This window comes from Mycobacterium paraffinicum, from assembly GCF_001907675.1.
GTDB lineage: Bacteria > Actinomycetota > Actinomycetes > Mycobacteriales > Mycobacteriaceae > Mycobacterium > Mycobacterium paraffinicum_A.
The window spans coordinates 157,030-180,866 of the sequence record NZ_MPNT01000010.1 but is presented as its reverse complement, the minus strand read 5'-3'; the positions used below and the strand labels follow the sequence as shown (position 1 = coordinate 180,866).

General features: G+C 64.9%; 19 protein-coding genes, 1 tRNA gene and 2 pseudogenes. 6 read left to right on the top strand and 16 right to left on the bottom strand.

Going from position 1 to position 23,837, the window contains the following annotated elements; genetic code table 11:
- Window positions 1-6: 6 nt before the first annotated feature.
- The gene (locus BRW65_RS13550) at window positions 7-1,254 is read right to left on the bottom strand and encodes an alpha/beta hydrolase (protein WP_073875375.1); all 1,248 of its coding nucleotides are present in this window, start codon (window positions 1,252-1,254) and stop codon (window positions 7-9) included.
- 186 nt (window positions 1,255-1,440) lie between these two features.
- Here BRW65_RS13550 and BRW65_RS13545 point away from each other — a divergent pair.
- Both BRW65_RS13545 and BRW65_RS13540 read left to right on the top strand, forming a co-directional pair.
- Window positions 1,441-1,514 (top strand) — tRNA-Arg (locus BRW65_RS13545).
- A gap of 113 nt (window positions 1,515-1,627) precedes the next feature.
- Window positions 1,628-2,759, top strand: a pseudogene (locus tag BRW65_RS13540) (IS481 family transposase).
- A 259-nt stretch (window positions 2,760-3,018) separates the two neighbouring features.
- On the opposite strand, the gene BRW65_RS31290 reads toward BRW65_RS13540, so the two are convergent.
- The 3 genes and pseudogenes from BRW65_RS31290 to BRW65_RS30940 form a co-directional block, all read right to left on the bottom strand.
- A complete protein-coding gene (locus BRW65_RS31290) occupies window positions 3,019-3,612 on the bottom strand; it encodes a hypothetical protein (RefSeq protein ID WP_139273080.1) in 594 nt (197 codons plus the stop codon).
- A gap of 166 nt (window positions 3,613-3,778) precedes the next feature.
- On the bottom strand, window positions 3,779-4,480 hold the full coding sequence (locus tag BRW65_RS30945) for a DUF4145 domain-containing protein (protein WP_084187816.1): 702 nt from the start codon (window positions 4,478-4,480) through the stop codon (window positions 3,779-3,781).
- Between the two features lie 445 nt (window positions 4,481-4,925).
- A pseudogene (locus BRW65_RS30940) lies at window positions 4,926-5,569 on the bottom strand (class I SAM-dependent methyltransferase); the annotation flags it as partial.
- A 204-nt stretch (window positions 5,570-5,773) separates the two neighbouring features.
- On the opposite strand from BRW65_RS30940, the gene BRW65_RS30935 reads away from it, so the two are divergent.
- Entirely contained in the window at window positions 5,774-8,131 is a 2,358-nt protein-coding gene (locus tag BRW65_RS30935) for a metallophosphoesterase (protein ID WP_084187815.1), read from the top strand.
- Window positions 8,132-8,192: 61 nt separating this feature from the next.
- On the opposite strand, the gene BRW65_RS13510 is transcribed toward BRW65_RS30935, so the two are convergent.
- From BRW65_RS13510 to BRW65_RS13495, 4 genes are all read right to left on the bottom strand, one after another.
- Window positions 8,193-9,371, bottom strand: a complete 1,179-nt coding sequence (locus BRW65_RS13510) for a serine hydrolase domain-containing protein (RefSeq protein WP_073875369.1) — start codon at window positions 9,369-9,371, stop codon at window positions 8,193-8,195.
- The gene (locus tag BRW65_RS13505) at window positions 9,368-10,840 is read right to left on the bottom strand and encodes a biotin carboxylase (RefSeq protein ID WP_073875367.1); all 1,473 of its coding nucleotides are present in this window, start codon (window positions 10,838-10,840) and stop codon (window positions 9,368-9,370) included. Before BRW65_RS13505 ends, BRW65_RS13510 begins: the two co-directional genes overlap by 4 nt.
- 146 nt (window positions 10,841-10,986) lie before the next feature.
- Window positions 10,987-11,679: a type 1 glutamine amidotransferase domain-containing protein gene (locus BRW65_RS13500; RefSeq protein ID WP_073875365.1), complete on the bottom strand. Its 693-nt coding sequence runs from the start codon at window positions 11,677-11,679 to the stop codon at window positions 10,987-10,989.
- A 77-nt stretch (window positions 11,680-11,756) separates the two neighbouring features.
- On the bottom strand, window positions 11,757-11,996 hold the full coding sequence (locus BRW65_RS13495; protein ID WP_139273078.1) for a hypothetical protein: 240 nt from the start codon (window positions 11,994-11,996) through the stop codon (window positions 11,757-11,759).
- Between the two features lie 297 nt (window positions 11,997-12,293).
- Between BRW65_RS13495 and BRW65_RS13490 the strand changes: the two genes are divergently transcribed.
- From BRW65_RS13490 to BRW65_RS13480, 3 genes are all read left to right on the top strand, one after another.
- Entirely contained in the window at window positions 12,294-12,707 is a 414-nt protein-coding gene (locus BRW65_RS13490) for a hypothetical protein (protein WP_073875417.1), read from the top strand.
- 365 nt (window positions 12,708-13,072) lie between these two features.
- Complete coding sequence (locus BRW65_RS13485; RefSeq protein WP_073875362.1) at window positions 13,073-13,843, top strand: enoyl-CoA hydratase; 771 nt, start codon at window positions 13,073-13,075, stop codon at window positions 13,841-13,843.
- Between the two features lie 102 nt (window positions 13,844-13,945).
- Window positions 13,946-14,236, top strand: coding sequence for a hypothetical protein (locus tag BRW65_RS13480; RefSeq protein WP_139273076.1), 291 nt, complete (start codon window positions 13,946-13,948; stop codon window positions 14,234-14,236).
- A gap of 4 nt (window positions 14,237-14,240) precedes the next feature.
- Here BRW65_RS13480 and BRW65_RS13475 read toward each other — a convergent pair whose 3' ends face one another.
- The 8 genes from BRW65_RS13475 to BRW65_RS13440 all read right to left on the bottom strand — a co-directional run bounded on the left by BRW65_RS13475 (window position 14,241) and on the right by BRW65_RS13440 (window position 23,827).
- The gene (locus BRW65_RS13475) at window positions 14,241-15,398 is read right to left on the bottom strand and encodes a dihydrolipoamide acetyltransferase family protein (RefSeq protein ID WP_073875358.1); all 1,158 of its coding nucleotides are present in this window, start codon (window positions 15,396-15,398) and stop codon (window positions 14,241-14,243) included.
- Window positions 15,395-16,444, bottom strand: coding sequence for a 3-methyl-2-oxobutanoate dehydrogenase subunit beta (gene bkdB / locus BRW65_RS13470; RefSeq protein ID WP_073875356.1), 1,050 nt, complete (start codon window positions 16,442-16,444; stop codon window positions 15,395-15,397). Before bkdB ends, BRW65_RS13475 begins: the two co-directional genes overlap by 4 nt.
- Window positions 16,445-17,545, bottom strand: coding sequence for a pyruvate dehydrogenase (acetyl-transferring) E1 component subunit alpha (gene pdhA / locus BRW65_RS13465; RefSeq protein ID WP_073875354.1), 1,101 nt, complete (start codon window positions 17,543-17,545; stop codon window positions 16,445-16,447).
- Between the two features lie 235 nt (window positions 17,546-17,780).
- The gene (locus tag BRW65_RS13460) at window positions 17,781-18,593 is read right to left on the bottom strand and encodes an HpcH/HpaI aldolase/citrate lyase family protein (protein ID WP_073875353.1); all 813 of its coding nucleotides are present in this window, start codon (window positions 18,591-18,593) and stop codon (window positions 17,781-17,783) included.
- The gene (locus BRW65_RS13455; RefSeq protein ID WP_073875352.1) at window positions 18,590-19,099 is read right to left on the bottom strand and encodes a MaoC family dehydratase; all 510 of its coding nucleotides are present in this window, start codon (window positions 19,097-19,099) and stop codon (window positions 18,590-18,592) included. Before BRW65_RS13455 ends, BRW65_RS13460 begins: the two co-directional genes overlap by 4 nt.
- Window positions 19,081-20,247, bottom strand: a complete 1,167-nt coding sequence (locus tag BRW65_RS13450; RefSeq protein ID WP_073875350.1) for an acyl-CoA dehydrogenase family protein — start codon at window positions 20,245-20,247, stop codon at window positions 19,081-19,083. The genes BRW65_RS13455 and BRW65_RS13450 overlap by 19 nt, the downstream gene beginning before the upstream one ends.
- Window positions 20,244-22,250, bottom strand: coding sequence for an acetyl/propionyl/methylcrotonyl-CoA carboxylase subunit alpha (locus BRW65_RS13445; protein ID WP_073875415.1), 2,007 nt, complete (start codon window positions 22,248-22,250; stop codon window positions 20,244-20,246). The genes BRW65_RS13450 and BRW65_RS13445 overlap by 4 nt, the downstream gene beginning before the upstream one ends.
- Before the next feature lie 5 nt (window positions 22,251-22,255).
- A complete protein-coding gene (locus BRW65_RS13440; RefSeq protein WP_073875348.1) occupies window positions 22,256-23,827 on the bottom strand; it encodes a carboxyl transferase domain-containing protein in 1,572 nt (523 codons plus the stop codon).
- Window positions 23,828-23,837 lie beyond the last annotated feature (10 nt).

Sequence of the window (23,837 nt, the reverse complement as noted above, 5' to 3'; positions counted from 1 at the left end):
AGCGGCTCAGCTGGCCGACGTGGCGGTCAGCGGCACCGTGTCCGGCAGCGAGCTGACGCGCCGGCCGTAGATGACGCCCAGGAAATCGGCGACGGCGTCGGCGGCCAGCCGCGATCGAACCGTGGAAAGGATGTCGAACGCGTGGTGCGCGTTCGCGAGCTCGGCGTGGGCGACCGTCGCGGCGCCGGCCGCGCGCAGCGCCGCGCAGAAGGCCCGGGCCTGGCCGCTGGGAACCACTTCGTCCTTCTCGCCGTGCAGGACGAAGAACGGCGGCGCTTCGCTGTGCACGTGGGACACCGGTGACGCCGCCTCGAAGCGCTCGGGCTGGTCGCCATAGCGGGCCTTGAGCACGAACTGCTCCAGGAACGGCAACATCAACGGGTGCATGTTGTCGAAGTCGGTGAAGTCGTAGACGCCGTAGTAGGGCACGACCGCATGAACGTTGGTGTCGGCGTGCTCGAATCCGGGCTGAAACGCCGGGTCGTTCGGGGTGAGCGCCGCCAGGGAGGCCAGGTGTCCACCCGCCGACCCGCCGGTGATCGCGATGAAGTCGGGATCACCGCCATAGTCGGCGATGTTCTGGCGGACCCACGCGATCGCCCTTTTCACGTCGATGAGGTGCGCGGGGAAGGTGGAACGCGGGCTTTTGCAGTAGTTGATCGAGACGCAGATCCAGCCGAGTTCGGCCATGCGGCTCATCAACGTGTAGGCCTGCACCCGTTTGTCGCCGACGGTCCACGCCCCGCCTGGAACCTGGATCAGCACCGGCGCCCGACGCCCCGGTGCGAGGTCATGGCGCCGCCAGACGTCGAGCAGGTTGTCGCGACCGCCCGGGCCGTAGGAGATGTTGGAGGTCTGCGCCGCGTAGCGGCGATGGGGTCCCGGCCGGCCCAACACGCCGCCGCGCGGGGCGCAGACAGGCGCGGTGGTGCCCGGGTGGGACACGTGCTCGCGGAAGTCCGCTCCGAAGGACTCCTCGAGCGCGGAGGTGAGGGCCCGATCCGCCCGCTGCGCCGCCCACGCGGCGCCGACGCGGCCGATGGACGGGTGCGAGACGCGCGACAACGCGTGGCCGGTCAGGACGTGCGGGGGAAACTCGGTGGACAGCCAGCCGGCGAGGCACCCCAGCGCGAACGGCGAGCCTCGCAGCAACAGCGTGCCGGCCCGATACGCGTCCATCGCGTCGGCCGCCAGGCGTGAGGCCTGGCCACTGGCCCACGAGCACCGTGAAGTCAAGTGCGTGGTCACGCTCATAAAACGCCACCCCTCGACGTTATGCACACGCCCCGTTGCGGTTAACGGCCGATGACCGGCCGGTGTTGTACGTGTGTCGAGGGTCCCAACCCTAGCCGATACATTCGGCGCCGGAACGCTTTTCGCGCGCGCCGCGGCGGCGAGTCGTGTCGCGACACGCCGTTGGAATAGACTGACCTGCACATTGCCTCCGTAGCTCAGGTGGATAGAGCAAGGGCCTTCTAATCCCTAGGTCGCACGTTCGAGTCGTGCCGGGGGCACCCAAATGGTGTATGACGTCGGCTGATGCGTGACATTGCGCCTTCGGGTGAGGCGCGACAGTGTTTCGGTTGATGCGTGACAGTTGTTTCGGCTGATCCTTGACACTCCCTGGATGAGGGAGTTGAGCGTGGCCGAGCAGCGGTATCAGGCCGTGTTGGCAGTGATCAGTGACGGTCTGTCGATATCGCAGGTCGCCGAGAAGGTTGGGGGGTCGCGTCAGACGCTGCACTCGTGGTTAGCCCGCTACGAAGCTGCGGGCTTGGAGGGGTTGATGGACCGGTCGCATCGGCAGGTGAGTTGTCCGCATCAGATGTCGGCGCAGGTGGAAGCGAATGCTGCAGGAGTTGCGGCGATCGCGGCCGTATTGGGGGCGGCGTCGGTTGGTTTTCGAACTCGCCAAGCGGCAGGTGTCGCCGATACCGTCGTCTTCGGCGGTGTATCGGGCGTTGGTGCGGGCCGCGATGATTGACCCGGCGGCGCGGGATCGGCGCTCGCGGAAGTGGAAGCGGTGGGAAACGCGGTGCGCCGATGGAGTTGTGGCAGATGGATGTCGTCGGTGGGTCCCCCTTGGCCGATGGCACCAGCGCCAAGGCGTTAACCGGCATCGACGATCACTCGCGGATGTGTGTCTGTGCGCGGTTGATGGCTCGTGAGCGCACCCGGGCGGTCTGCGAGTGGCTGCGTGGCGCCTTGGCCACTTATGGGGTGCCCGAGCAGATCCTGACTGATAACGGCAAGGTGTTCACCGGCCGGTTCAACCACCCGCCGACTGAGGTGCTCTTCGAGGCGATCTGCCGAGAACACGGTATCGAGCACCTGTTGACCCACCCCAGAAGCCCGACCACAACCGGAAAGATCGAGCGGTTCCATCGCAGCCTGCGGGCTGAATTCCTCAGCAACCGAATGCCTTTCACCAATCTGAAGACGGCCCAGCAGGCCGTGGATGAGTGGGTCGACGATTACAACACCAACCGACCGCACCAGCATTGAAGATGGCCACACCCGCCCAGCGCTTCCGTGCCGGCGCCCCCGCTGCGCCCTCGCCGAACCGATTAGTGACCAACCCGACCGTAGCGGTGATGACTGGGTCAGCCGTCGCGTCACCACCAATGGGGTGGTGTACGTGTCCTGGCAGCAGGTCAGCATCGGGCCGCTAGTACGCCGGCCAACGCTGCGATGTCCACATCGACGGCGAGCTGCTGCGGTTCTGGGTAGGCGACCAACTGGTGTCAAACCCGCCTTAGCCGCACTAAACCTTCCGCACAGCCGTTGGCACGATCTACGGCACACCTTCGCCGTTACCACCCTTCCGGCGATCACTATCGCGACGTAAGTCGTTGGTTGGGTCATTCAAAAGTTTTGACAACGCGAGACATCTACGCCACGGTTATCCCTAGCGAAGAGACCGCCAAAGCTGCGCCGCTAGCGCGTCCGGTCCCTAGCCCGCCCCCGCAGGCGAACAACGTAGTGCCACTGGCACGAAAGGCCCGGTATAAGGGAAATCTACGACTGCGGAGATCTGCGCAAGTTAACAGCGGCAAACCCAAAAGTCAGGCCGCTCAAACCTGCGAAGCCACCCGACATTATCGCGAACGGGTCGTGACCATGCCTCCTGGCAAGGTAGAGCGCAGCAATTGCCCAAACTATGCCCAAAAAGAGGAATGCGGCACCACGCCGTTTCTGTCTTGTGCTCAATGGCTCGCGTTCCTGATATGCCTGAGGCGATCTGGTTTGGCCTTCGATCCGACCGGAAACCCGTATCTCCGTGGGGTTTTCGCCGTCCACAACCAGTTGTGCGGTGAAAGCATCCCCGGCGTTAAGCGTGTTTATGGCGAACTCAACTGTCTGATCATCGGATTTCGAGTCGACTACCAGCACAGGTACTAGGTTTTTGGCAGTCCCCTCGATAATTGTAGCGTCTAGCAACTTGACCTTACTTACATGGATTTTGTAGGCCTCTAGGTACTCGTCACCCTTAATGACCTGCTTACGGGTGTTGGCAAAACGGACCCTGACGATCCGAGGGTTGTCTACGTCTTCATCGGAATATGTGACTCTGAGGTCAGTATCCTCGGGCCGGTTAACTACGATAGGCAAGTCTGAAGTGACGCGTAGTCCAGGTGCTTAGAGTCCCTATCTCGCTGACGCAAGTACAGCGTGATGCCGGTTCCAATGAGGAACAGGACCACGGCGGCCACAACACCCGGCATCCACGAGTTGCGCTGTAGGAAACTATCGGCCAGTAGCAATCCGTCGCTCACTTTCATCCCTCGGACTGCTGGTCGCCGACATCTGGCTCTAAGTCTCCCTCATAGGGTTCAGCGGCCTCTCCAACGAATACCGTTGGGATACTGGCCCTGGTGGGTATCTCGTACACGCTCACGAATAGGTAGTGCATAAACAGCAAGATCTTTCGAGCTTCTTCTTCTGTGACGTCGGGAAGCTCGTGGTTTGCTCGGTTGCCAATGTTTTTGATCTCGACCGCAAGCGGCTCGTTCGCCGCAGTAATCACGCCCTTGTCTAGTAGATACTGCACCGCCTCCGCAAAACTAATCTTACGAGGCGCGGCCTTTGGATTCTGACTTCTTGCGTGGGTATAAACCAAGTGTAGCAATAGTTTTCGGCATAACATCGCTACTGCGTTGTAGGCGTTGATCGACAAGCAGCTGCGAACTTCCTCCCACAACTGCGTTTCCGTCTCAGGCGTGCCGTCGGGTGTGGGGTATTCCCGCTTGCCCGGCGATATTGTTACTCCGTTGAGAACTGCGCCTCTGGCGCATTTCACGCACCACAGCCAGGTGTGGGACACCCTTGCGGTCTGCCCGGTTGGTGGTATCCGCTTAGCGACCACAAGTGTCATCGGCGCGGTGCAGTTTGGACACTCAATCGCCGCCCAGGCGTCGAGAGAGGCGGCGTTGTAGTGACCTGCAGCGTTTATGGTGAATATGCCGTCCGCTACGTCCATGCGTCTTCTCCAAGAACTTCAGCTGCACTACTCAACGGATCGCCCCCGATTACAGCCAGCCTAACGGGTGAGTCTGCCCGTTTTCCGGGAAAAGCCGTCAGCCTGTTTCGGCGGGAAGTTGGCGAGCAAACCGGCTTGTCAGCGCCCTGTCAACACAGCCGTCAAGTTTGCTGGAACCTACGCCCCAACTGCGGGTTTGCGGATTACTCGCAAAGCTAGGCGTTGGCGGCCAATCTCCGTCCTAGCTGCGCAGGGCTTTACGTGGCGGGTTAGGCGATCGGCTGGCGCTACTGCCCGGTTAAGGCGTTGCTAGACATGCATGCCCGCAAACGCCTTCTAATACTAGGTCGCACGTTCGAGTCGTGCCGGGGGACCATTTGAGCTGTATGACGTCGGTTGATGCTTGACGTTTCGGCTTCGGTGGATCGTGACCGCGAGCAGGCGATTACTTGACCATTGTGAACTGACAAGCGTTGATGTGCCGTCGCGGAACAGGTCCGAGCACCCCCGTAGGTAATGCAGGTAGATGCTGTAGGTCTGCTGCCCCTTCAACGCGATCGCCTCGTCCTTGTGCGCCCGAGGAGCGTCCGCCCACACGCTGGAAGATCTCCTTGAGGATGAAGCTGTGAACCGCAGCAGGGTCATCGTCGTCTTCAGACCGAGCGCGTGGACCTCGTCGGTGGTGGTCACGACGATCTGTACAGCAGCATCCTGCCGTCGGGCAGCAGGTCGTAGAACTTCTTGAAGAACACGGCGTAGCGCTCGTATCCGGCATCGCCCGCTCCGTCGGCGAAGTGCTCGAACGCGCCCAGCGACACAATCCGGTCGATCGGTTCGTCGGGGAATTCCTCCCAGTCCTGGACCCGCACCTCCATGCGGCGGGGACCGTCGATCTCTTTGAACTTCTCCACGTCGTGTGCGTATTGGTTCTCGCTCAGCGTCAGGCCGATGACGGTCGTCGTATTCGGTCACCGCGTGCCGCATCGTCGAACCCCATCCGCGGCCGATGTCTAGCAGCGTCATGCCGGGCTCGAGGTTGAGCTTATCCAGGGACCGCTTGCGCTTGGCGTACTGCGCCTCTTCGAGCGTCGTGCGGCAGTAACCCGCCAGTCTGGAAATTGTTCGTTGTTCGGGCAGACGTTAAACATCCACGAAAGGGTGGCGACGAAAGGGGGAAGGGTGCACAACCCCGTGAAGCCGTCGGCATCAGCCGTCGGCCGCCGGCCGTATGCGTCTCGAACTACGTTTGGAAATCTGCCGGGCCATTCATGTCAACTGGTCTACGCTCGACTCATGAGATCAAAGTCCCTCTTTGTCATCATGCCATTCGGTGTCCGGCCACTGGAAACCGGCGAACCGCATGATTTTGATAGTTTTTATCGTGAGGTGCTCCGCCCGTTGGCCGCTGATGCAGGATACGCAGTGTCACGAGTCGATGAGGTCGTTGAGACGGGTGAAATAACCGACCAAGCGTTCAAATACTTGATGAATTCAGATGTCGTGGTAGCGGACGTCAGCAGCCCTAATGGAAATGTCTACTACGAGCTGGGGATTCGGCAGGCGATATCTTCAGGTCGGACGATACTTGTGGCAATCAAGGGAACCACTCTGCCCTTTGATATTGCAACTCAGCGGGTACTCTTCTATGACCGGCAGTTTCATAGCGACAAACTCTTCCAACGGTCATTTACGGGAGCTCTTTCGACCGACCTCCCGGAACCCGTCAGTCGCGTACGTCAGTCTCTAGAGTCGATGGGCCTATCACTCAATCCTGCTACTGATCAAGCAACATTCGAACAGGAATTCAATCATAAGATTGAGCGAGCAAGCAGCGTAGAGCAGCTCGTGGCAGTGTGGCATTGGGCGAAGAATTTCCCAACTTTACCCACATCTGGCCTCTTAAAGCTTTCGTTTAAGCTCGCGAAGGTCGGCGACTTCGTGTCGGCGGCGCTTGTACTCCAAGCCGGTTATCCCCAGGCGGAGGAAGACTATGAGGTGCACCGCCAGCGCGGATTTTATCTTCGAAAAGCCGGAGACTATAGCGGCGCAAAGGATGAACTTGGCAATGCTTTGACTTTGAATCCGAATGATCCAGAGGCGCTTGGCATGTTAGGTGGTCTCTACAAAAGGGAGCAAAACTACCGTGAGGCGCTGAATTATTATCGGCGGGGACTTGTTTTGTCTCCTGATAGTTTGTACCTCCGCGTTGCTTTTGCCGGCACTTTGCTGATCGCTGACATGGTTGACGACGCCAAGAGCGGCTTTGATATCTATAAGGAGCTATACGACTCAATCACTAACAATCCATTATTCGTTGGTGATTTCTGGGCGGAGCTTGTTCTTGCGGAAGCTTCGGTTGCGTTGGGATATGAGGATGCAGCTTATGAGCACGCCGGGCGCGCCGTTGGCAATGGAGCGGGTCGGGTCGAGCTCGAGTCGACGGCAGAACAGATATTATTACTTGGCGAAGCTGGCATAAATCCAGATTTAGCTGGTAGACTTGGAAAAGTATTGCTTGACGCCGCGGGTGATCCTAGTGTGCTAGCAAACATCGCGGCGCCCGGACTAAGCGATACACGCCGCGGAGTTGCTGCGGGCCCTAGCGGGCCGAAGTTGATATTTCATCTTTCAGATGTACATTTCGGCTCGAAGTTGGGCAAAGACTCGAAACCCATAGATATGCACAGGTTCGTAGACAGCGAGAACTCGCGGCGGCTGAGTCTAGAGATGATAGACGAGATAAGTCGGGCTATACGTCGCACCAATTGCTCTCCCGGCGACGTTGTCCTTGTAATCTCAGGTGATCTGACCTATACAGCAACAGAAAACGAGTTTCACCTCGTCAATGCTTTCCTTTCCGAAATCTGTGAGAAGGTTGGAGTAGGGCGAGACCAAGTATTACTTGTGCCCGGTAATCACGACGTCAATTGGGCGGCCGCCAAGCAGAATTTGGCTCATCGGTTTGATGATTACCTGGTTTTTGCCCACAGATTCTATGGCGAACAGTTATTTCGTGAAAGGTTTCCGCTAATTAAATGGAATTTCCAGATAAACGAGGAGCGGCCGAAAGCGAACCAGATCGTTTTATTCGCCAGGCACGGTGACGTCACATTTGTTGGCCTTAATTCATGCGTCTTTGAGGATGATCAAAATCACTACGGGTTTGTAGGGAAGGCTCAGCTAGACAATATTGCAAGACTATTGCGCGGTTCCACCGGAGTGCATTTCGCAATAATGCATCACCACCTGCTTCCTTATCCAGAATCTTTGGCGGCAAGGACTGCTGGTGACGTGTTTCTTGACATGTCCACTGTTCGCGATGCTGGACTAGTCGAAAAACGCCTCGAGAAGCTCGGTTTCTCTTTGGTTATGCACGGACACAAACATAAGCCACAACTCAGAGAGTCTCTCGTTCTTGATCGCTTCGACGAAAGTGATGCGCCGAGGCCTCTAATAATCTCCGGATGCGGCAGCACTGGAGTGTCGGAAGAGGAGTTGGAACATTCCCAATCAAATCATTACGCGATCATCGAGCCGCTTCGCTACGTCCGACAGCCAGCTACGGAATTTCTCCGAATCGAATGGCGTGAGCTTTCGTTTGCTTCAGATGCCGAGTGGGCGACTATTGCTCGCCGAACAGTAAAGGGTTGATACTTGCTGGCTCATCTGCGGCTCCGGCAGAAAATGCTCGGGTCGTCCTTCACGACACGCGCTAGCCGGCGCCCCCAGCCAGCTCCTCCGCCACCGCATCGAACGCGCGCAACGTGTCCAACATGTGCGGCTCGTGCGAGTGGGCCTGGGTGGACACCTTGGCGGCGACGACGTCCGCGGCACGGTTGACGTAGACCATCTGGCCGCACATACCAAGGCACAACACAACATTGGCGCCCGGATAGGGGAACCACATCTGGTTGCGGTACATCCCGCCGGGCAGATCGGCGTCGTGGTCGGGGCTGGCGGCGAACGCCTCACGCGAGTCGGGTCCGCCGTCGAAGGTATCGGCGAGCCACCCCGTCGGCACCACCTGTCGGCCGGTCAACGAAACACCGTCGCGCAGGAACAGCGAACCGAACCGGATCAGGTCGGTGAGGCAGGCGTTGACGCCGCCGTCGAAAAAGCCGGTGCCGGCGGCGTCGACGGCGATGGTGGCGTCGTACTCGGCGCCGATCCGGCTCCACAGGAGCTCCGACATCAGCTCCGGCATGCGTCGACCGCCGGCGACCTCGCAGATCCAGCCGAGTACGTCCGTTTCACACGAGCGGTATTCGAACGGGCCGCCGTGCGCCGACTTCCGCCGCAGGGTCAGCAGGAAGTCGCGCAGCGTGGCGGGGGCGTCCGGGTTTCGCCGTGGTGCCCACCCCATCACCTGGTCGAGCAGATGAATCTCGGCGGCCGGGTCGTCATAGTTCTCGGAGAACTTGATACCCGACCTCATGTCCAGCAGGTGGCGCACCGTCGCACCGGCGTAGCCGGAGGTCGCCAAGTCGGGAACGAACGCCGTGACCGGCGCGTCGAGCTGGATCGCACCGGCGTCGTGCAGCGCGCCGGCAACGGCACCCACCAGCGACTTGCTCACCGAGAACAGCAGGTGCCGGGTGTCGGCCGCCATGCCGTGGAGGTACTCCTCGGCCACGATGACACCGCGGTGGGCGACGGCCCACCCGTCGGTGGAGGTGGCGGTCATCACCGCGCCGACCGTGGTGGGGCCCCCGTCCGTGGCGATCACCGGGATCTCGGCGACGGGCGCGCTGGCCGCTGGCAACGGGGCGACCGGCCCCGTCCCGCGCGGGATGACGACCGTGGGCACGAAGTCGTCGACGTGCTGGAACGACCAATGCGAGTAGGGCGCCGTCAGCCAGTTGTCCAGGGAGATACCGGCCGGGGCGCTCACGCGCGCGCGACGAGCCGAGAGACGATCGGCGCGGCGGGGGTAAGGGGCGTCGAAACGAACTTCGCCTTCATGCCCTTGACCCAGCGCTGGCAGCGCTCGCTGAGCTTGTAGTCGTCGGTCTGCAGGTGCGAGCGAGTGACGAGCACACCGAGTTGGGCGCCCTCGGAACGCAAGTCGCCGGGTGCCGCGACCCGCAGGTAGAAGGCCTCGGAGCCGTCGAGCAGCGTGGCCCAGTCGTTGGCGGTCCGCGAAAAGGAGACCCGACCGTCGTCGTCTATACGCCATACCCCGGTGCGCGGCGTCGCGGTGAAGATCTCGATGTCCGGCGACGTCTCCGTGATGATTACCTGGCCCCAGACCTCGTCTTCGCCATAGCCCCGCTCCCAGCGCGAGTTGATCTCGTCGATATCGAGCTCGTACTCCACATCCATGTACTCGAGCAGGTGAAAGAGGAACAGCGGAATGTCGGCGTAAGCCTCGGTGGTCAGGTTGGTCATCGGGCTGGCGCCGCTCAGGCGCGGGTTCACCTCGCCGAGGTAGAGCTGGTCGGAGTCGAGGTCATGCAGCAGGTCCACCTCGAAGTAGCCGAGGTAACCCTCGCGGCGCATGACGTCGCCCAGCTTGGACACCATTTCCCGCGCGGCGTGGGTCTGAGCGGGCGGCAGCACCTCGCGCCAGATGTCGTTCCCACACCAGCTGCCCCGGCTCGGAGTCAGCTCCGAATAACCGACGAGACTCGTCATCGCGGGGCCGACCACGGTGCCCTGGCGGGTCACGGCGCCCTCGAGGCACACCTCGACATTGCGGATGCGCTTCATGACCTTGACTTCTTGCTGCGAGGTCAGAGCACCGGCATGTTCGTCCCAGTCGCGCTGGCCGTGCACAAAGAACGTCCCGCTGCCGGCTGCGCCGTACGCGATCGAGATCACGAGGTCATCGCCCAGTCCGGCGCTTTGCGCCAGCGTCAGCAGTTCGTCGTAGGAGCCGACCCTCCCAATTGCGTGGGGCACGCTGGGTATGCCCGCCTCGTTGGCCAGGCGCGTCATGACGATCTTGGAGCCCAGTCGCTGGCGCAGCTCGATCGGCGGATGCATGACCTCGAGGCCGGCCGACCGCGCGAGGGCCTGGATTTCCTCGTTCAGCATCACAAAACAGCACTTACCGCCGGGCCCTTTGCCCGCGATGAACTCGAGCGTCTCGGGATCGGACAGCAGGTGGCTGCACACTTCGTCCATGGAGTCGAAATCACGACGGTCGCGCCGCCGCGGCACGAACACCCGCGAGTGGGTGCCCTCGAAAGAGTCAAAGTAGGTGAGGTAGAAGAAGTTTCGTATCCAGCGGTCAACGCCTAGCAGGTTGAACGGGGTCGGCGAGATGAAGAACAGCGGCACCTTGTTGGTGTGGAAGAACGCGCGGACGTCCGAGAGGCCTTTGAGTGGGGCGCGCCGCTCCGACCCGGGCACGATCACCCCACCCGCGCTGACGTCGACGCCTCCGCCGAGGGTGTAGTCAGCGTGTCAGTGTTGCGATCACATACCGTCATTCCCCAAGTGTGGACCCGCGCACGGCCACGCGAAAGCGGAGCGCTCGGGGCGCCCCGCGGGCCGGCACTCCCCTAACCGAGTTCCTTCATGAACTCCTTCGCCAACGGCCCAGCCGAGGCGGGGTTCTGTCCCGTGAAGAGATTGCGGTCTTTCAGCGTGTAGGGCTTCCAAACTTCGCCGCGCAAGAAGTCGACGCCCATCTTCACCAGTTCGTCCTCGGCCGTCCACCGCGCCTTCGCCCGCAGCCCGACGCCATCCTCTTCGTCGTTGGTGAAGGCCGTGACCCGGTAGCCGGCGAACGGTGAAATCCCGTTTCGCCGAGTTGCCATCATGGCGACCGGGGCGTGGCAGACGATGGCCAGCGGCTTGCCGGATGCGAGCGCCGCGGTCAACAAGCGACCGGAGTCGGCGTCCTGCCACAGGTCCTCCATCGGGCCGTGGCCGCCCGGGTAGTAGACGGCGTCATAGTCCTCGAGGCGGGCGTCGGCCAACTCGATGGGGCGGCGCAATTCCTCGGCGGATCGCAGGATCTCCTCGAGCTCAAGGGCGATCTCTTCGCTGCCGGCCATCGACGGACGCAGGCTCATCACGTCCACATGCGGCACAACGCCTTTCGGCGTGGCGACCACGATTTGGTGACCGGCGTTGGTGAGCTCGCGGTACGGGGCCGCGAATTCCTCGGCCCAGTAGCCGGTCGGATGCCTGGTGCCGTCCTTGAGGGTCCAGTAACTTGCGCCGGTCACGACAAACAGAACTTTCGCCATCGCGTATCCCCTCGTCAGCGTGCACCGGATTGACCCGCCTAAGCGTCACCCATCCGATGCCCGGCGTGCAACCGCCACTACGACGCCGGTGCCAGCTGCCACACGAGGTCACGCGCACTCGCGGTCGTCCGGTCGCACGACACCGTGTGGCCGGCCGCGTCCTTCGTGGTCACATTCCGCATGGAACACGGGTGGCCGGCGGCAGGCTTGTTCGCGGCGATGAGAGCCAAACCGAGCCCAATCAGGACCGCGATTACGGCAGAGACGATGCCCAGGCGGATGTAGCCGATTTTCTTGTCGGTGTTCTTCTCCGCCACGGTTCGCATTAAGAGCTCCTGCCATCGATGCCTTGGGTGGGCGCCTTCTGCGGCCCGGGATCAGCATCGGCGGCGGGCCTTGGGGGATTCTCAAAAGCTCCTTGGCGACCCGGCGACCGGTCGGCGCGCCGGAAGACGCGGCGGCGTAAATGGCTCTTAACAAGTGCCGCGGTGCGCGTTGTCGCCCAGAGTTTGCCAATTAGACGGCTAGGGAATAACAATTAGCGTGTCGTGCGAGCAGATGACGCCTGCAGGGGGATCATGACTTAGGGCGTCTCTATTCGAGGGGTGGTCGATGTGACGTCGGACGACTGGCAACCGGTGGTGCGAGTTGGAGAACCAAAGTTCGTAGCCGGCCTTGGGAACAGGATCAAAGTTGAGGTCAAGACGCGGGGGTGGCTAAGCCGAGATTGGCGCAGCTACTTCGGTCTGCAGGTATCGCAGCAACGGCTGGATGCCAGATACTCGTCGTACCCGTGTTGGGATGAGGTCCAGCGCATCGAGGGCACGTGTGCCGTCGATGAGGCGGAGCGCTATATCGAAATGATCGATGCCGCAATCCACTACGCGAATACCAGGTTGCGCCACGATACCTTGCCCAAGACGGTGATGCAGGGGTCGCTGCGCGACCAACGAGCATGCGCGGTGCGACGTCGCCAGGCGGCGCTCGATCAGCTGGCTAAGAGGTTGGCGCGACCCGAGGCTGGGTGACGCGAGGCGGGCGGGGGTCCCGGCGGCGAGTCGCTTTCACCATTAAGCCGCTTAATTATCTCCTTGTAATCAAGCGCCCGCGATTGAACACTCACCGCCGAGCGAAAAGGCATTCGCGTTGCGGAGCCATTCTTTGGAAACCCGACCGGGCGGCAATGGCACTCGGATCCTCGGCGTTAAGCAAATCGGCGGCCGGCAGGCGCAATACGATTCCGTTAATTGACCCAAGTGCCGCAGCGGGGCACACCGGCCACCGTCGGTGAACACGCCGCGCAGTACCCTGACCCTGCCCCGGAGTCACAGCCGACGGCACAGCATTCGTGCGTCGCCCGGACCCGTCAAAGCCCAAGCCGCGGAGGTGCCCGATGGTCCAATCCGACCTCGTCTTGTCCACCGTCGACAATCGCGTCGCGCTCATCACCGTCAACGACCCCGATCGGCGCAACGCCGTGACCGCCGAAATGTCGGCGCGCCTGCGCGCGGCCGTCGAACAGGCCGAGGCCGACCCCGACGTGCACGCCGTGGTGATCACCGGCGCCGGCAAGGCCTTCTGCGCGGGCGCGGACCTCAGCGCGCTCGGCGCCGCGGGCGGCGACCGAGCCGAGACGGGCCTGCAGCAGCTCTACGACGGATTCATGGCCATCGGCGGCTGCCGGCTGCCCACCATCGCCGCCGTCAACGGCGCGGCGGTGGGGGCGGGTCTGAACCTTGCATTGGCCGCCGACGTGCGCATCGCGGGCCCGGGGGCCCTGTTCGACGCCCGATTCCAGAAGCTGGGATTGCACCCCGGCGGCGGCGCGACCTGGATGCTGCAGCGGGCGGTGGGCCCCCAGGTCGCCCGCGCGGCCTTGCTCTTCGGCATGGGCTTCGACGCCGAGGCCGCCGTGCGGCACGGCTTGGCGCTCGCCGTCGCCGACGATCCGGTTGCCGCGGCGCTGGAGTTGGCCGCCGGGCCGGCGGCCGCCCCGCGCGAGGTGGTGCTGGCGACGAAGGCGACGATGCGCGCCACCATCAGCCCGGGCTCGATGGAGCACGAGCAGCACGTCTTCGCCATGCGCACTGAACTCGGCCCGCAGGCGTACTCCATCCAGTCGCCCGAATTCGCTCAGCGACTGGCTGCGGCACAGCGCCGGTAGCCCCGCCGCAGTTCCGTAGATTGGGATCGGTAGCGATTCGGCCGACGTGTGCTTTGCTACGAAGACGCCGGCGAACGCGGCGCCCTAGCGAAGGACGTGCACGTGGAGATCAACCGCACCCTTACCCGAATTGCCGCCGGGGCCTTATTGGCCAGCGGTCTCGCGTCGGCCGGATCGGCTTTGGTCGAAGGCGTCGCCGAGGCGCAGCCGGCTCCCGTCCCCCAGGTGTACTGGTGCCCGAACCAGCCGTGGAACCCGGCATGGGGCGAGAACAAGTACTGGAATCAGTGTTGGGACACCGACAACCCGCCGCACTACCCTCCCCCGCCTCCTTCGCGCGCGCCCAGCTTCAACTGCGGCCTGTTCTGGTGCCCCGTACCGCCGCACCCCTGAGCTCTTACAGGTCGAGCAACGCGGTCATCGGTGACTCGACCAGGTCCCGCAGCTCGGTGACGAAACGGGCCGCCTGGGCGCCGTCGGCGACGCGGTGGTCGAAGACGCATGTCAGTGTCATCGTCGGGCGCACCACGACCTGATCATCGACGGCGACCGGGCGCGGTTTGATGGCGCCCATCCCCAGGATGGCCGCTTCGGGGTGGTTGATCACCGGGACGCCGTCGTCGGCGCCCAGCGCCCCGAAGTTGGACACGGTGAAGGTGGAGCCGCGCAACTCCCCCGGCGTCAGCGTGCCCGCCCGCGCACCGTCGATCAACTCGGCCGCCCGAGTTGCCAGTTCGCGGGTGGTCTTGTCGTGCGCGTCGGTGATCACCGGGACCAGCAGGCCCCGCGGGGTGGCCACTGCGAATCCCAGATGCACCCGACGGTGGATGCGGACCTGCGGGCCGTCGGCCGAGTCGACCCATGTCGAGTTGAGAATCTCGTTGTGCCGCAGCGCAATCAGCAACAACCGCATGGTCAGGACGAACGGCGTGATCTTGTGGTCCGCCGCCGTTCGGTCCGACAGCCGCAGGAGTTCGTGGCAGTCCACCGCAACGCTGACCTTGGCGGCGGGGATCTCCCGGTGCGACAACGTCATCGTCTCGGCCATTCGGGCCTGTACCCCGCGGACCGGTCGAGCGTCGGCCCCGTTTTGGTCGGCGGCCGCGAGCACGTCCGCGCGCGTGATGATGCTGTCGGGATCGCGCTGCAGCGAGCGCAGGTCGACCATCAGTTCCTTGGCCAGTTTGCGCGCCGGAGGGGCGGCGAGCGGGCGGCCCGCCCGTCGGCTGGTGTCGATGCCGTCGTCCGCCCCGTAGCCAACGAGTGTGGGCACCGCCTCTGCCGTCGGGGGGATGTCCCCATTGACCGGTGCGGTGGCGATGCGAACGAGGACCGCCCCCACGTCGAGCACATCGCCTTCGGCGCCGTGCGTTTCGACGATGCGCCCGGCGTAGGGGCTGGGCAGCTCGACCTCGGCCTTGGCGGTCTCCACTGAGCACAACACCTGGTTGAGTTCGACGTCGTCACCCGCGCCGACGTTCCAGTGCGTCACCGTCACTTCCTGCAATCCCTCACCGAGGTCGGGGACCCGGAATTCCTTGATCTCGGCGCTCATGGCAACTCCAGCGCACGCTCGACACAGTCCAGCAGCCGGTCGGGGCCGGGCAGCCACAGCCGCTCCAGTCGGGCCGGCGGGTAAGGGGTGTCAAACCCGCAGGCACGCAACACCGGCGCCTCGAGCTCGTAGAACATGTCCTCTTGGATCCTGGCGGCCAAGCCGGCGCCGTACCCCAGGCTGCGCGGCCCCTCGTGCATCACCACGCAACGCCCCGTCCGACGAATCGACGCCGCGACGGTTTCGAAATCCAGTGGAACGAGTGACCGCAGGTCGATGACCTCCAGGCTCCAACCCCGTTGGCGCTCTGCCTCTTCCGCGGCACCGACCGCGGTACTGACCAAGCTGCCGTAGGTCACGACGGTGACATCGGAGCCGGGCCGACGCACCATCGCCCGGCCGATCGGCGGCTCGGGCCGCTCGGTGTCGACCACTCCGCGCACCTGATAGCGCCGCTTGGGCTCGAGGTACATCACCGGGTCCGGGCAGGCGATCGCGTGGCGAAGCAGCCAGTACGCGTCCGCCGGGCTGGATGGAACCAGCACCTTCAGGCCGGCGGTGTGCGCCCAATACGATTCGGTGGAGTCCGAATGATGTTCGGCCGCACCGATTCCGCCGAACGACGGGATCCGCACCGTCACCGGCATGTTGACCTCGCCGCGGGTGCGGGTGCGGTACTTCGCCAGATGGCTGACCACCTGGTCGAAGGCGGGGTAGGAGAACCCGTCGAATTGGATCTCCGGCACCGGCACGAACCCGCGTAGCGCCAACCCGACCGCGATGCCGATGATGGCCGATTCCGCCAGCGGGGTGTCGAAACAGCGTTTCTCGCCGAACGTTTCGGCCAGCCGCTCGGTTACCCGGAACACTCCCCCCTCGACCGATACGTCCTCCCCGAACACCAGCACCCGGTCGTCGGCGGCCATCGCGTCGTGCAGGGCACGGTTGAGCGCCTGCACCATCGTCAGTGACTGCGCGACGTTCCGCGCTGCGGCACCCAGGTTGTTCGTGGAACCGGCGGCCGGACGATCGGCGAGCTGAGTCATTCAGGCCTCCCCACCGCCGCGGTCGAGTTCGGCCCGCAACTGTCGGCGCTGCGCCTCCAACCCGGGCGTCATCTCGGCGTACACCGTGGTGAATACCTCGTCGACGTCGAAATCGGGTGCGCCGAACACCGCGCCGCGCAATTCCGCCCGCATCCGCTTTGCGCGGGCGGCGACCCGGTCCTCCAGGCGGACAGACCACAGACCCTGGTGCTGAAGGTAGCTGCGATAGCGCGGGATCGGATCGAGTGCCGCCCAGCGGTCCACCTCCTCCTGCGTCCGATAGCGGCTGGGATCATCGGAAGTGGTGTGCGGGCCGAGCCGATAGGTCACCGCCTCGATCAGCGTCGGCCCACCGCCGGCCCGGGCGCGGGCGGCGGCCTCGGCCATCACCGCGTAACAGGCCAGCACATCGTTGCCGTCCACCCGGATTCCGGGCATGCCGTAGCCGATTGCCTTGTGCGCGATGGACGGTGCCGCGGTCTGTTTGTGGATCGGCATCGAGATCGCCCACTGGTTGTTCTGCACGAAGAACACGCACGGCGTGGCGAACACGGCCGCGAAATTCAGCGCCTCGTGCACGTCCCCGACGCTGGTCGCGCCGTCACCGAGGAAGGCCACCGTCACCGAATCCTCGCCGAGGCGCTGGGCGGCCATCGCGGCGCCGACGGCGTGCAGGGTCTGGGTGCCGATCGGGATCGAGGTCGGGGCGCAGCATTTCTTGGTGAATTCCAGTCCGCCGTGCCAGGTTCCGCGCCAAACCGCACCGACGTGCCCGGGCGGGATCCCGCGGACCAGATAAGCACCAAGCTCGCGGTATTGCGGAAACAGCCAGTCCGTCTTGCGCAGACAGGCCGTCGCGCCGACCTGGGCGGCCTCCTGACCGCGGCAGGACGCGAACAGCGCCAACTCCCCTTGGCGCTTGAGGTTGACGAATTCGGTGTCCAGCTCGCGGGTGACCACCATCATTTCGTAGAGCCAGCACAATGTCTCGGCCGGAAGGTCGCGGCCGTACCGGGCTTGGGGGGTCGGTGTGCCGTCGGCGGCGACGAGTTGCACGGGCTCGAGGTCGACGGTCGTCGGCATTTGGGGCACCATCGCCATACCGTCTCCCTACTTCGGTGCCGCAGGGTCACAGCAAAGAGCTCAGCCGAGACCTACCGCGAGCCGAAGTCGATCGCCAGCTACCCGAAAGGCCTCGCTCGCCGCGACACTGGCGTACTCACCATTATGCGCCCGATCGAGAGGAGACCGCGTTGATCGCGAACGTGTCGCGCTCATCGGCAGCGCGCTGCGGCGAGGCTGGTCGATATCGCCGGTGATGGTGCTTTCGCGAAATTCACCCGGCGGTGGCCCTGCGCACCAGCATCTCCGCGTGCTTGAGCACCGGCGAATCCACCATCTGCCCCTCGAACGCGAAAACGCCGCGCTCGGTGCGCGCCGCAGCCAATACCCTTCGCGCCCAGTCGAGTTTCTCCTCGCTGGGACGGTAGGCGTCGCGCACGATCGCGATCTGGGTCGGGTGGATGCAGACGGTCCCGTGGAAACCCACCGCGACGGCATCGGCGGCCTCGGCCCGCAAGCCTTCGACGTCGTGGATGTCCAGATGCACCGCATCGAGCGCGGCCCGGCCGAAGGTGGACGCCGCCAGCAGAACCGTCGACCGGACGTGGCGGGCGAAGTCGCGGTAGGTGCCGTCGGCCCGGCGGCTGGAGCTACCGCCGAGGGCCGCGACGAGGTCCTCGGCGCCCCACATCATGGCGACGGTTCCTTCCGCGGCGGCGATCTCGGTGCTGAAGACGGCACCGCGGGGAGTCTCGATCAGCGCGATGACGTTGCGCGGCGCCAGCGCTGAAACCTGCGCGGCCGATTCCGTCTTGGAGAGCATCACCGTCGTGTACGGGGTCTCCGCCAGGGCGTCCAGGTCGCGGCCGTGCTCCTCGGTGCCGGCCGCGTTGACGCGCACCACGGTGCGCTCGGGATCCAGCGGGGTTTCGCGCAAGGCCTTTCGCGCGGCGGGCTTGTCCGCCTCGGCCACACCGTCCTCGAGGTCGAGGATCACCACGTCGGCCGCGGCCGCGGCCTTGGCGAATCGCTCGGGGCGGTCGGCCGGGCAGAACAACCAGCCCGGACCAGCGGCTTGCAGGTTCATCGGGACTCCTCCCCGTCGGGCCGTTTCTGAACCAGCGTGGTCCGCACCGCCCGCGCCACGACGTCGCCGTGCTGGTTGCGTCCCGTGTGCTCGAGGGTGACGATCCCCTCGCCGGGCCGGCTCTTCGACTCGCGTTTGCCGGTGCACACCGTTTCGGCGTACAGGGTGTCGCCGTGGAAGACCGGTTTGGGAAACGACACCTCGGAGAAGCCCAGGTTGGCGACGATAGTGCCGAGCGTGAGCTGCGAGACGGACAGCCCGACCAGCGTGGACAGGGTGAACATCGAGTTGACCAACCGCTCGCCCCGAAAGCCCGGCTGCTCCGCGGCCCACGCCGCATCCAGGTGCAACGACTGGGTGTTCATCGTCAGCGTGGTGAACAAGACGTTGTCGGCCTCCGTGACGGTACGGCCGGGCCGGTGCAGGTAGGTCGTGCCGGTCTCGAATTCCTCGAACCACAGTCCCCGCTGGATGATCGACTTGTCGGTCACGACAACCCCAGCGATCGCGCGATGAGCATCAGCTGGACCTCGGTGGTCCCCTCGCCTATCTCGAGGATCTTGCTGTCGCGGTAGTGGCGCGCCACCGGATACTCGTTCATGAAGCCGTAACCGCCGTGGATCTGGGTGGCGTCTCGCGCGTTGTCCATGGCCGCTTCCGACGCGATCATCTTCGCGATGGCCGCCTCCTTCTTGAATGGCTTGCCGGCCAACATCTTTGCGGCCGCATCGTAATACGCCGTGCGGGCGACGTGGGCCCGGGCTTCCATCCGCGCGATCTTGAAGCTGATGGCCTGGTAGGAGCCGATCGGCTGGCCGAAGGACTGGCGTTGCGTGGCGTACCTGACGCTCTCGTCGACGCAGCCCTGGGCGGCGCCGGTCGCGAGCGCGGCGATCGCGATGCGGCCCTCGTCGAGGATGGACAGGAAGTTCGCATAGCCGGTGCCGCGGGGGCCGAGCAGGTTCTCCTCCGGCACGCGGGCGTCGGCGAAGCTCAACGGGTGCGTGTCCGACGCGTTCCAGCCGACCTTGCTATAGACGGGCTCGACGGTGAATCCCGGTGTGCCGTTGGGCACGATGATCGTCGAGATCTCTTTCTTGCCGTCACCGATCGTTCCCGTGACGGCGGTGACGGTGACCAGTTTCGTGATGTCGGTGCCGGAGTTGGTGATGAACTGCTTGCTGCCGTTGATCACCCACTCGCCGTCGTCGAGGCGGGCCGTGGTCCGGGTGGCGCCCGCGTCGGAACCGGCGCCCGGCTCGGTGAGCCCGAAGGCGGCCAACGCCCGGCCGGCCGTCAAGTCCGGCAGCCACTTGCTTTTCTGCTCTTCGGAGCCGAAGCGGTAGATCGGCATCGCGCCGAGGCTGACGCCTGCCTCCAAGGTGATCGCCACCGATTGGTCGACCTTTCCGAGTTCCTCGAGCGCCAGCGACAGGGCGAAGTAGTCACCACCCATGCCGCCGTACTCCTCGGGGAACGGCAGGCCGAACAACCCCATCTCGCCCATCTTGGCGACGACTTCGTACGGGAAGGTGTGCTCTTCATCGTGTTTGGCCGACACCGGCGCGACCACGGTGCGCGCGAACTCGGCGACCGTGTCGCGAAGATCCTCGTATTCCTTGGTCAGCGTTCCCGCCGTTATGGATGTCGTCATGTTTCGTCCTCACTCGAATCTGCTGCTGCTTGGGGTTCTTCGGGCACCAGCCGGGCCAGCACCTGGTCGACCGTGACCTGGTCGCCGACGGACACCATGAGTTCCACACGTCCCGAAACCGGCGCGGAGAGCGAGTGCTCCATCTTCATCGCCTCCACGACCACCACCACGTCGCCCTCGGACACCTCTGTGCCTGAGGCGGCCTGGACCGCGATCACGCTGCCGGGCATGGGGCTGAGGATCTCGGCCTGCTGCGCGCCGCCCGTGCGGTGAATCTTGTGTTCCTCGGCCTCGCGCAGGTGCCACGCTCCGCGTTCGTCGGCGATCCACAGGTGACGATCGGCCTCCGCCCAGCGGTATTCGCGGCGCACCCCGTCCAGCGTGACGTCCATCCAATCGTTATCGACTTGCACACTGGCGGAGGAGGTTTCGGCCGAACCGATCTGTACCCGGGCGTCGGCCGGTGACCCCCACACCGACACGGTGGCGCTGCGCAGCGGGGTCTGCATCTCGGTCCGCACGGGAGCGGGCGCACCCCCGACCCGCCACCCGGTGGGCACGGCCCAGGGGTTGCCCGCCGCGCGGCGGTCCAGCGCCCACTGGCGATAAAGGCCCCCGGCGGCGAGCACGTCGTCGGGCGGCGGCAGCGGCGCGAAGTCCGCCACCCGCTCGTCTAGCAGCGCCGTGTCGAGGTCGCCGGCGCGCACCCGCTCGTCGGCGAGCAGGAACCGAAGGAATTCGATGTTGGTCTGCACACCCAGGATCGCGGTTTGGGCCAGCGCCGTGTCGAGCTTCGCCAACGCCTCGGCGCGGTCCTGGCCGTAGGCGATCACCTTGCTCAGCATCGGGTCGTAATCACTTCCGACCACCGTGCCGGCCAGCAGCGACGAGTCGACCCGCACGCCGGCGCCCGACGGTTCGGATACCCGCAGCACCTTGCCGCCGGTGGGCAGGAATCCCCGCGCGGGATCCTCGGCGTACACTCGGGCCTCGATCGCGTGGCCCCGCAGTTCGACGTCGTCCTGGGCGAACCCCAGCTTCTCGCCCGCGGCCACCCGCAGCTGCCACTCCACCAGGTCCAGGCCGGCAATCGCCTCGGTGACAGGATGTTCCACCTGCAGGCGGGTGTTCATCTCCATGAAGAAGAACTCGTCCGGCCGGTCGGCGGAGACGATGAACTCCACGGTGCCCGCGCCGACGTAATCGACACTGCGGGCGGTGTTGCACGCTGCCGCCCCGATGCGCGCGCGGGTCTGCGGGTCGAGCAGGGGGGACGGCGCCTCCTCGATCACCTTCTGGTGGCGGCGCTGCAGGCTGCACTCGCGCTCGCCGAGGTGCACCACGTTGCCGTGCGTGTCGGCGAGCACCTGCACCTCGATGTGCCTGGGGCGCAAGACGAATCGCTCCAGGAACAGGGTGTCGTCTCCGAACGACGCGGCGGCCTCCCGTCGCGCGCCGACCAGCGCGTCGCGCAGCCGGCTCGGATCTTCCACCAGGCGCATGCCCTTGCCGCCGCCGCCCGCCGAGGGCTTGATCAACACCGGGTAGCCGACTTCCTCGGCCGCCGCGACCAACTCGTCGTCGCCCAGCCCCGGCTTTGCCACCCCGGGCACCACCGGCACGTCGAAGGCGGCGACCGCGTTCTTGGCGGTGATCTTGTCGCCCATCACCTGGATGGCCCGCGCCGGGGGGCCGAGGAACACCACGCCGGCCCGCTCGCAGGCGGCGGCGAACTCGGCGTTCTCGGAAAGGAATCCGTAGCCCGGGTGGATCGCCTGGGCGCCGGTGCGCGCCGCCGCAGCGAGCACCTTGCCGATGTCGAGATAGCTCTCCCGCGCGGCGGCGGGGCCGAGGCGAACGGCCGTGTCGGCCTCCAGGACATGGCGGGCGTTGGCGTCGGGGTCGCTGTACACCGCGACCGATCGGATGCCCAGCCGGCGCAGGGTACGCATCACGCGTACCGCGATCTCGCCGCGGTTGGCCACTAAGACGGTCTCGAACATGGTCATCACATCCGGAAGACGCCGTAGGAGACCGGATCTAGCGGGGCATGGGCGCATACCGAAAGGGCCAGGCCGACAACAGTTCTGGTGTCGGCGGGGTCGATGATGCCGTCGTCCCAGAGCCGGGCGGTCGAATAGTACGGGTTGCCCTGGTCCTCATATTGGGCGCGGATGGGCGCCTTGAACGCCTCCTCCTCGTCGGGTGGCCACGGTTTGCCGGCCGCGGCGAGCTGCTCGCCGCGCACCGTCGCCAGCACCGAGGCCGCCTGCTCACCGCCCATGACCGAGATCCGGGCGTTGGGCCACATCCACAGGAAGCGCGGCGAGTACGCCCGCCCGCACATCGAATAGTTACCCGCGCCATAGGATCCGCCGATCACGACCGTCAGCTTGGGCACCCGGGCGCAGGCCACGGCGGTCACCATCTTGGCGCCGTGCTTGGCGATGCCGCCCGCCTCGTAGTCGCGGCCGACCATGAAACCGGCGATGTTCTGCAGGAACAGCAACGGGATCTTGCGTTTGTCGCACAGCTCGATGAAATGGGCTCCCTTCAAAGCGGATTCGCTGAACAGGACCCCGTTGTTGGCGACGATCCCGACCGGGTGTCCGTGGATGCGGGCGAACGCGGTCATCAGCGTCTTGCCGTAATTGGCCTTGAACTCGCTGAATTCGCCACCGTCGACCAGCCGAACGACCACCTCGTGCACGTCGTAGGGCACCCGCGGATCCGGCGGAACCACGTCGTAGAGCTCGCCCTGCGGGTGCTTGGGGTCGACCGCGGGCCGGACGTCCCACTGGCTGGGTTCGCGCGGGCCGAAGGTCGCGGCGATGGCCCGCACGATGCGCAGCGCATGTTCGTCGTCGTCGGCGAGGTGGTCGGTGACACCGGAGACCCGCGAATGCAGGTCGCCGCCGCCGAGGTCCTCGGCCGAGACCACCTCGCCGGTGGCGGCCTTCACCAGGGGCGGGCCGCCGAGAAAGATCGTCCCCTGTTCGCGCACGATGACGGCCTCGTCGCTCATGGCCGGCACGTAGGCGCCGCCCGCGGTGCACGAACCCAGCACGGCGGCCACCTGTGGGATCTCGTTGGCACTCATGGTCGCCTGGTTGTAGAAGATCCGGCCGAAATGCTCGCGATCGGGGAACACCTCGTCCTGGCGCGGCAGGAAGGCACCCCCGGAGTCCACCAGGTAGATGCAGGGCAGCCGGTTTTGCAGCGCGACTTCCTGTGCGCGCAGGTGCTTCTTGACGGTCATCGGGTAGTAGGTGCCGCCCTTGACCGTCGCGTCGTTGGCGACGATCACGCACTCGCGCCCCGACACCCGGCCGATCCCGGTGATGATTCCGGCGCCCGGGGATTCGTCGTCGTACATGCCGTTGGCGGCCAGCGGGGACAACTCCAGGAACGGGGTGCCGGGGTCGAGCAGTCGATCCACCCGTTCGCGCGGCAGCAGCTTGCCGCGGCTGACGTGACGTTCGCGGGCGCGTTCGTTGCCGCCCAGCGCCGCGGCCGCCAGTTTGGCGTTCAACTCGGCCACCAGGCGGCGATGCTCGTCGGCGAAGGATGGCGCGGTCATCACAGCTGAA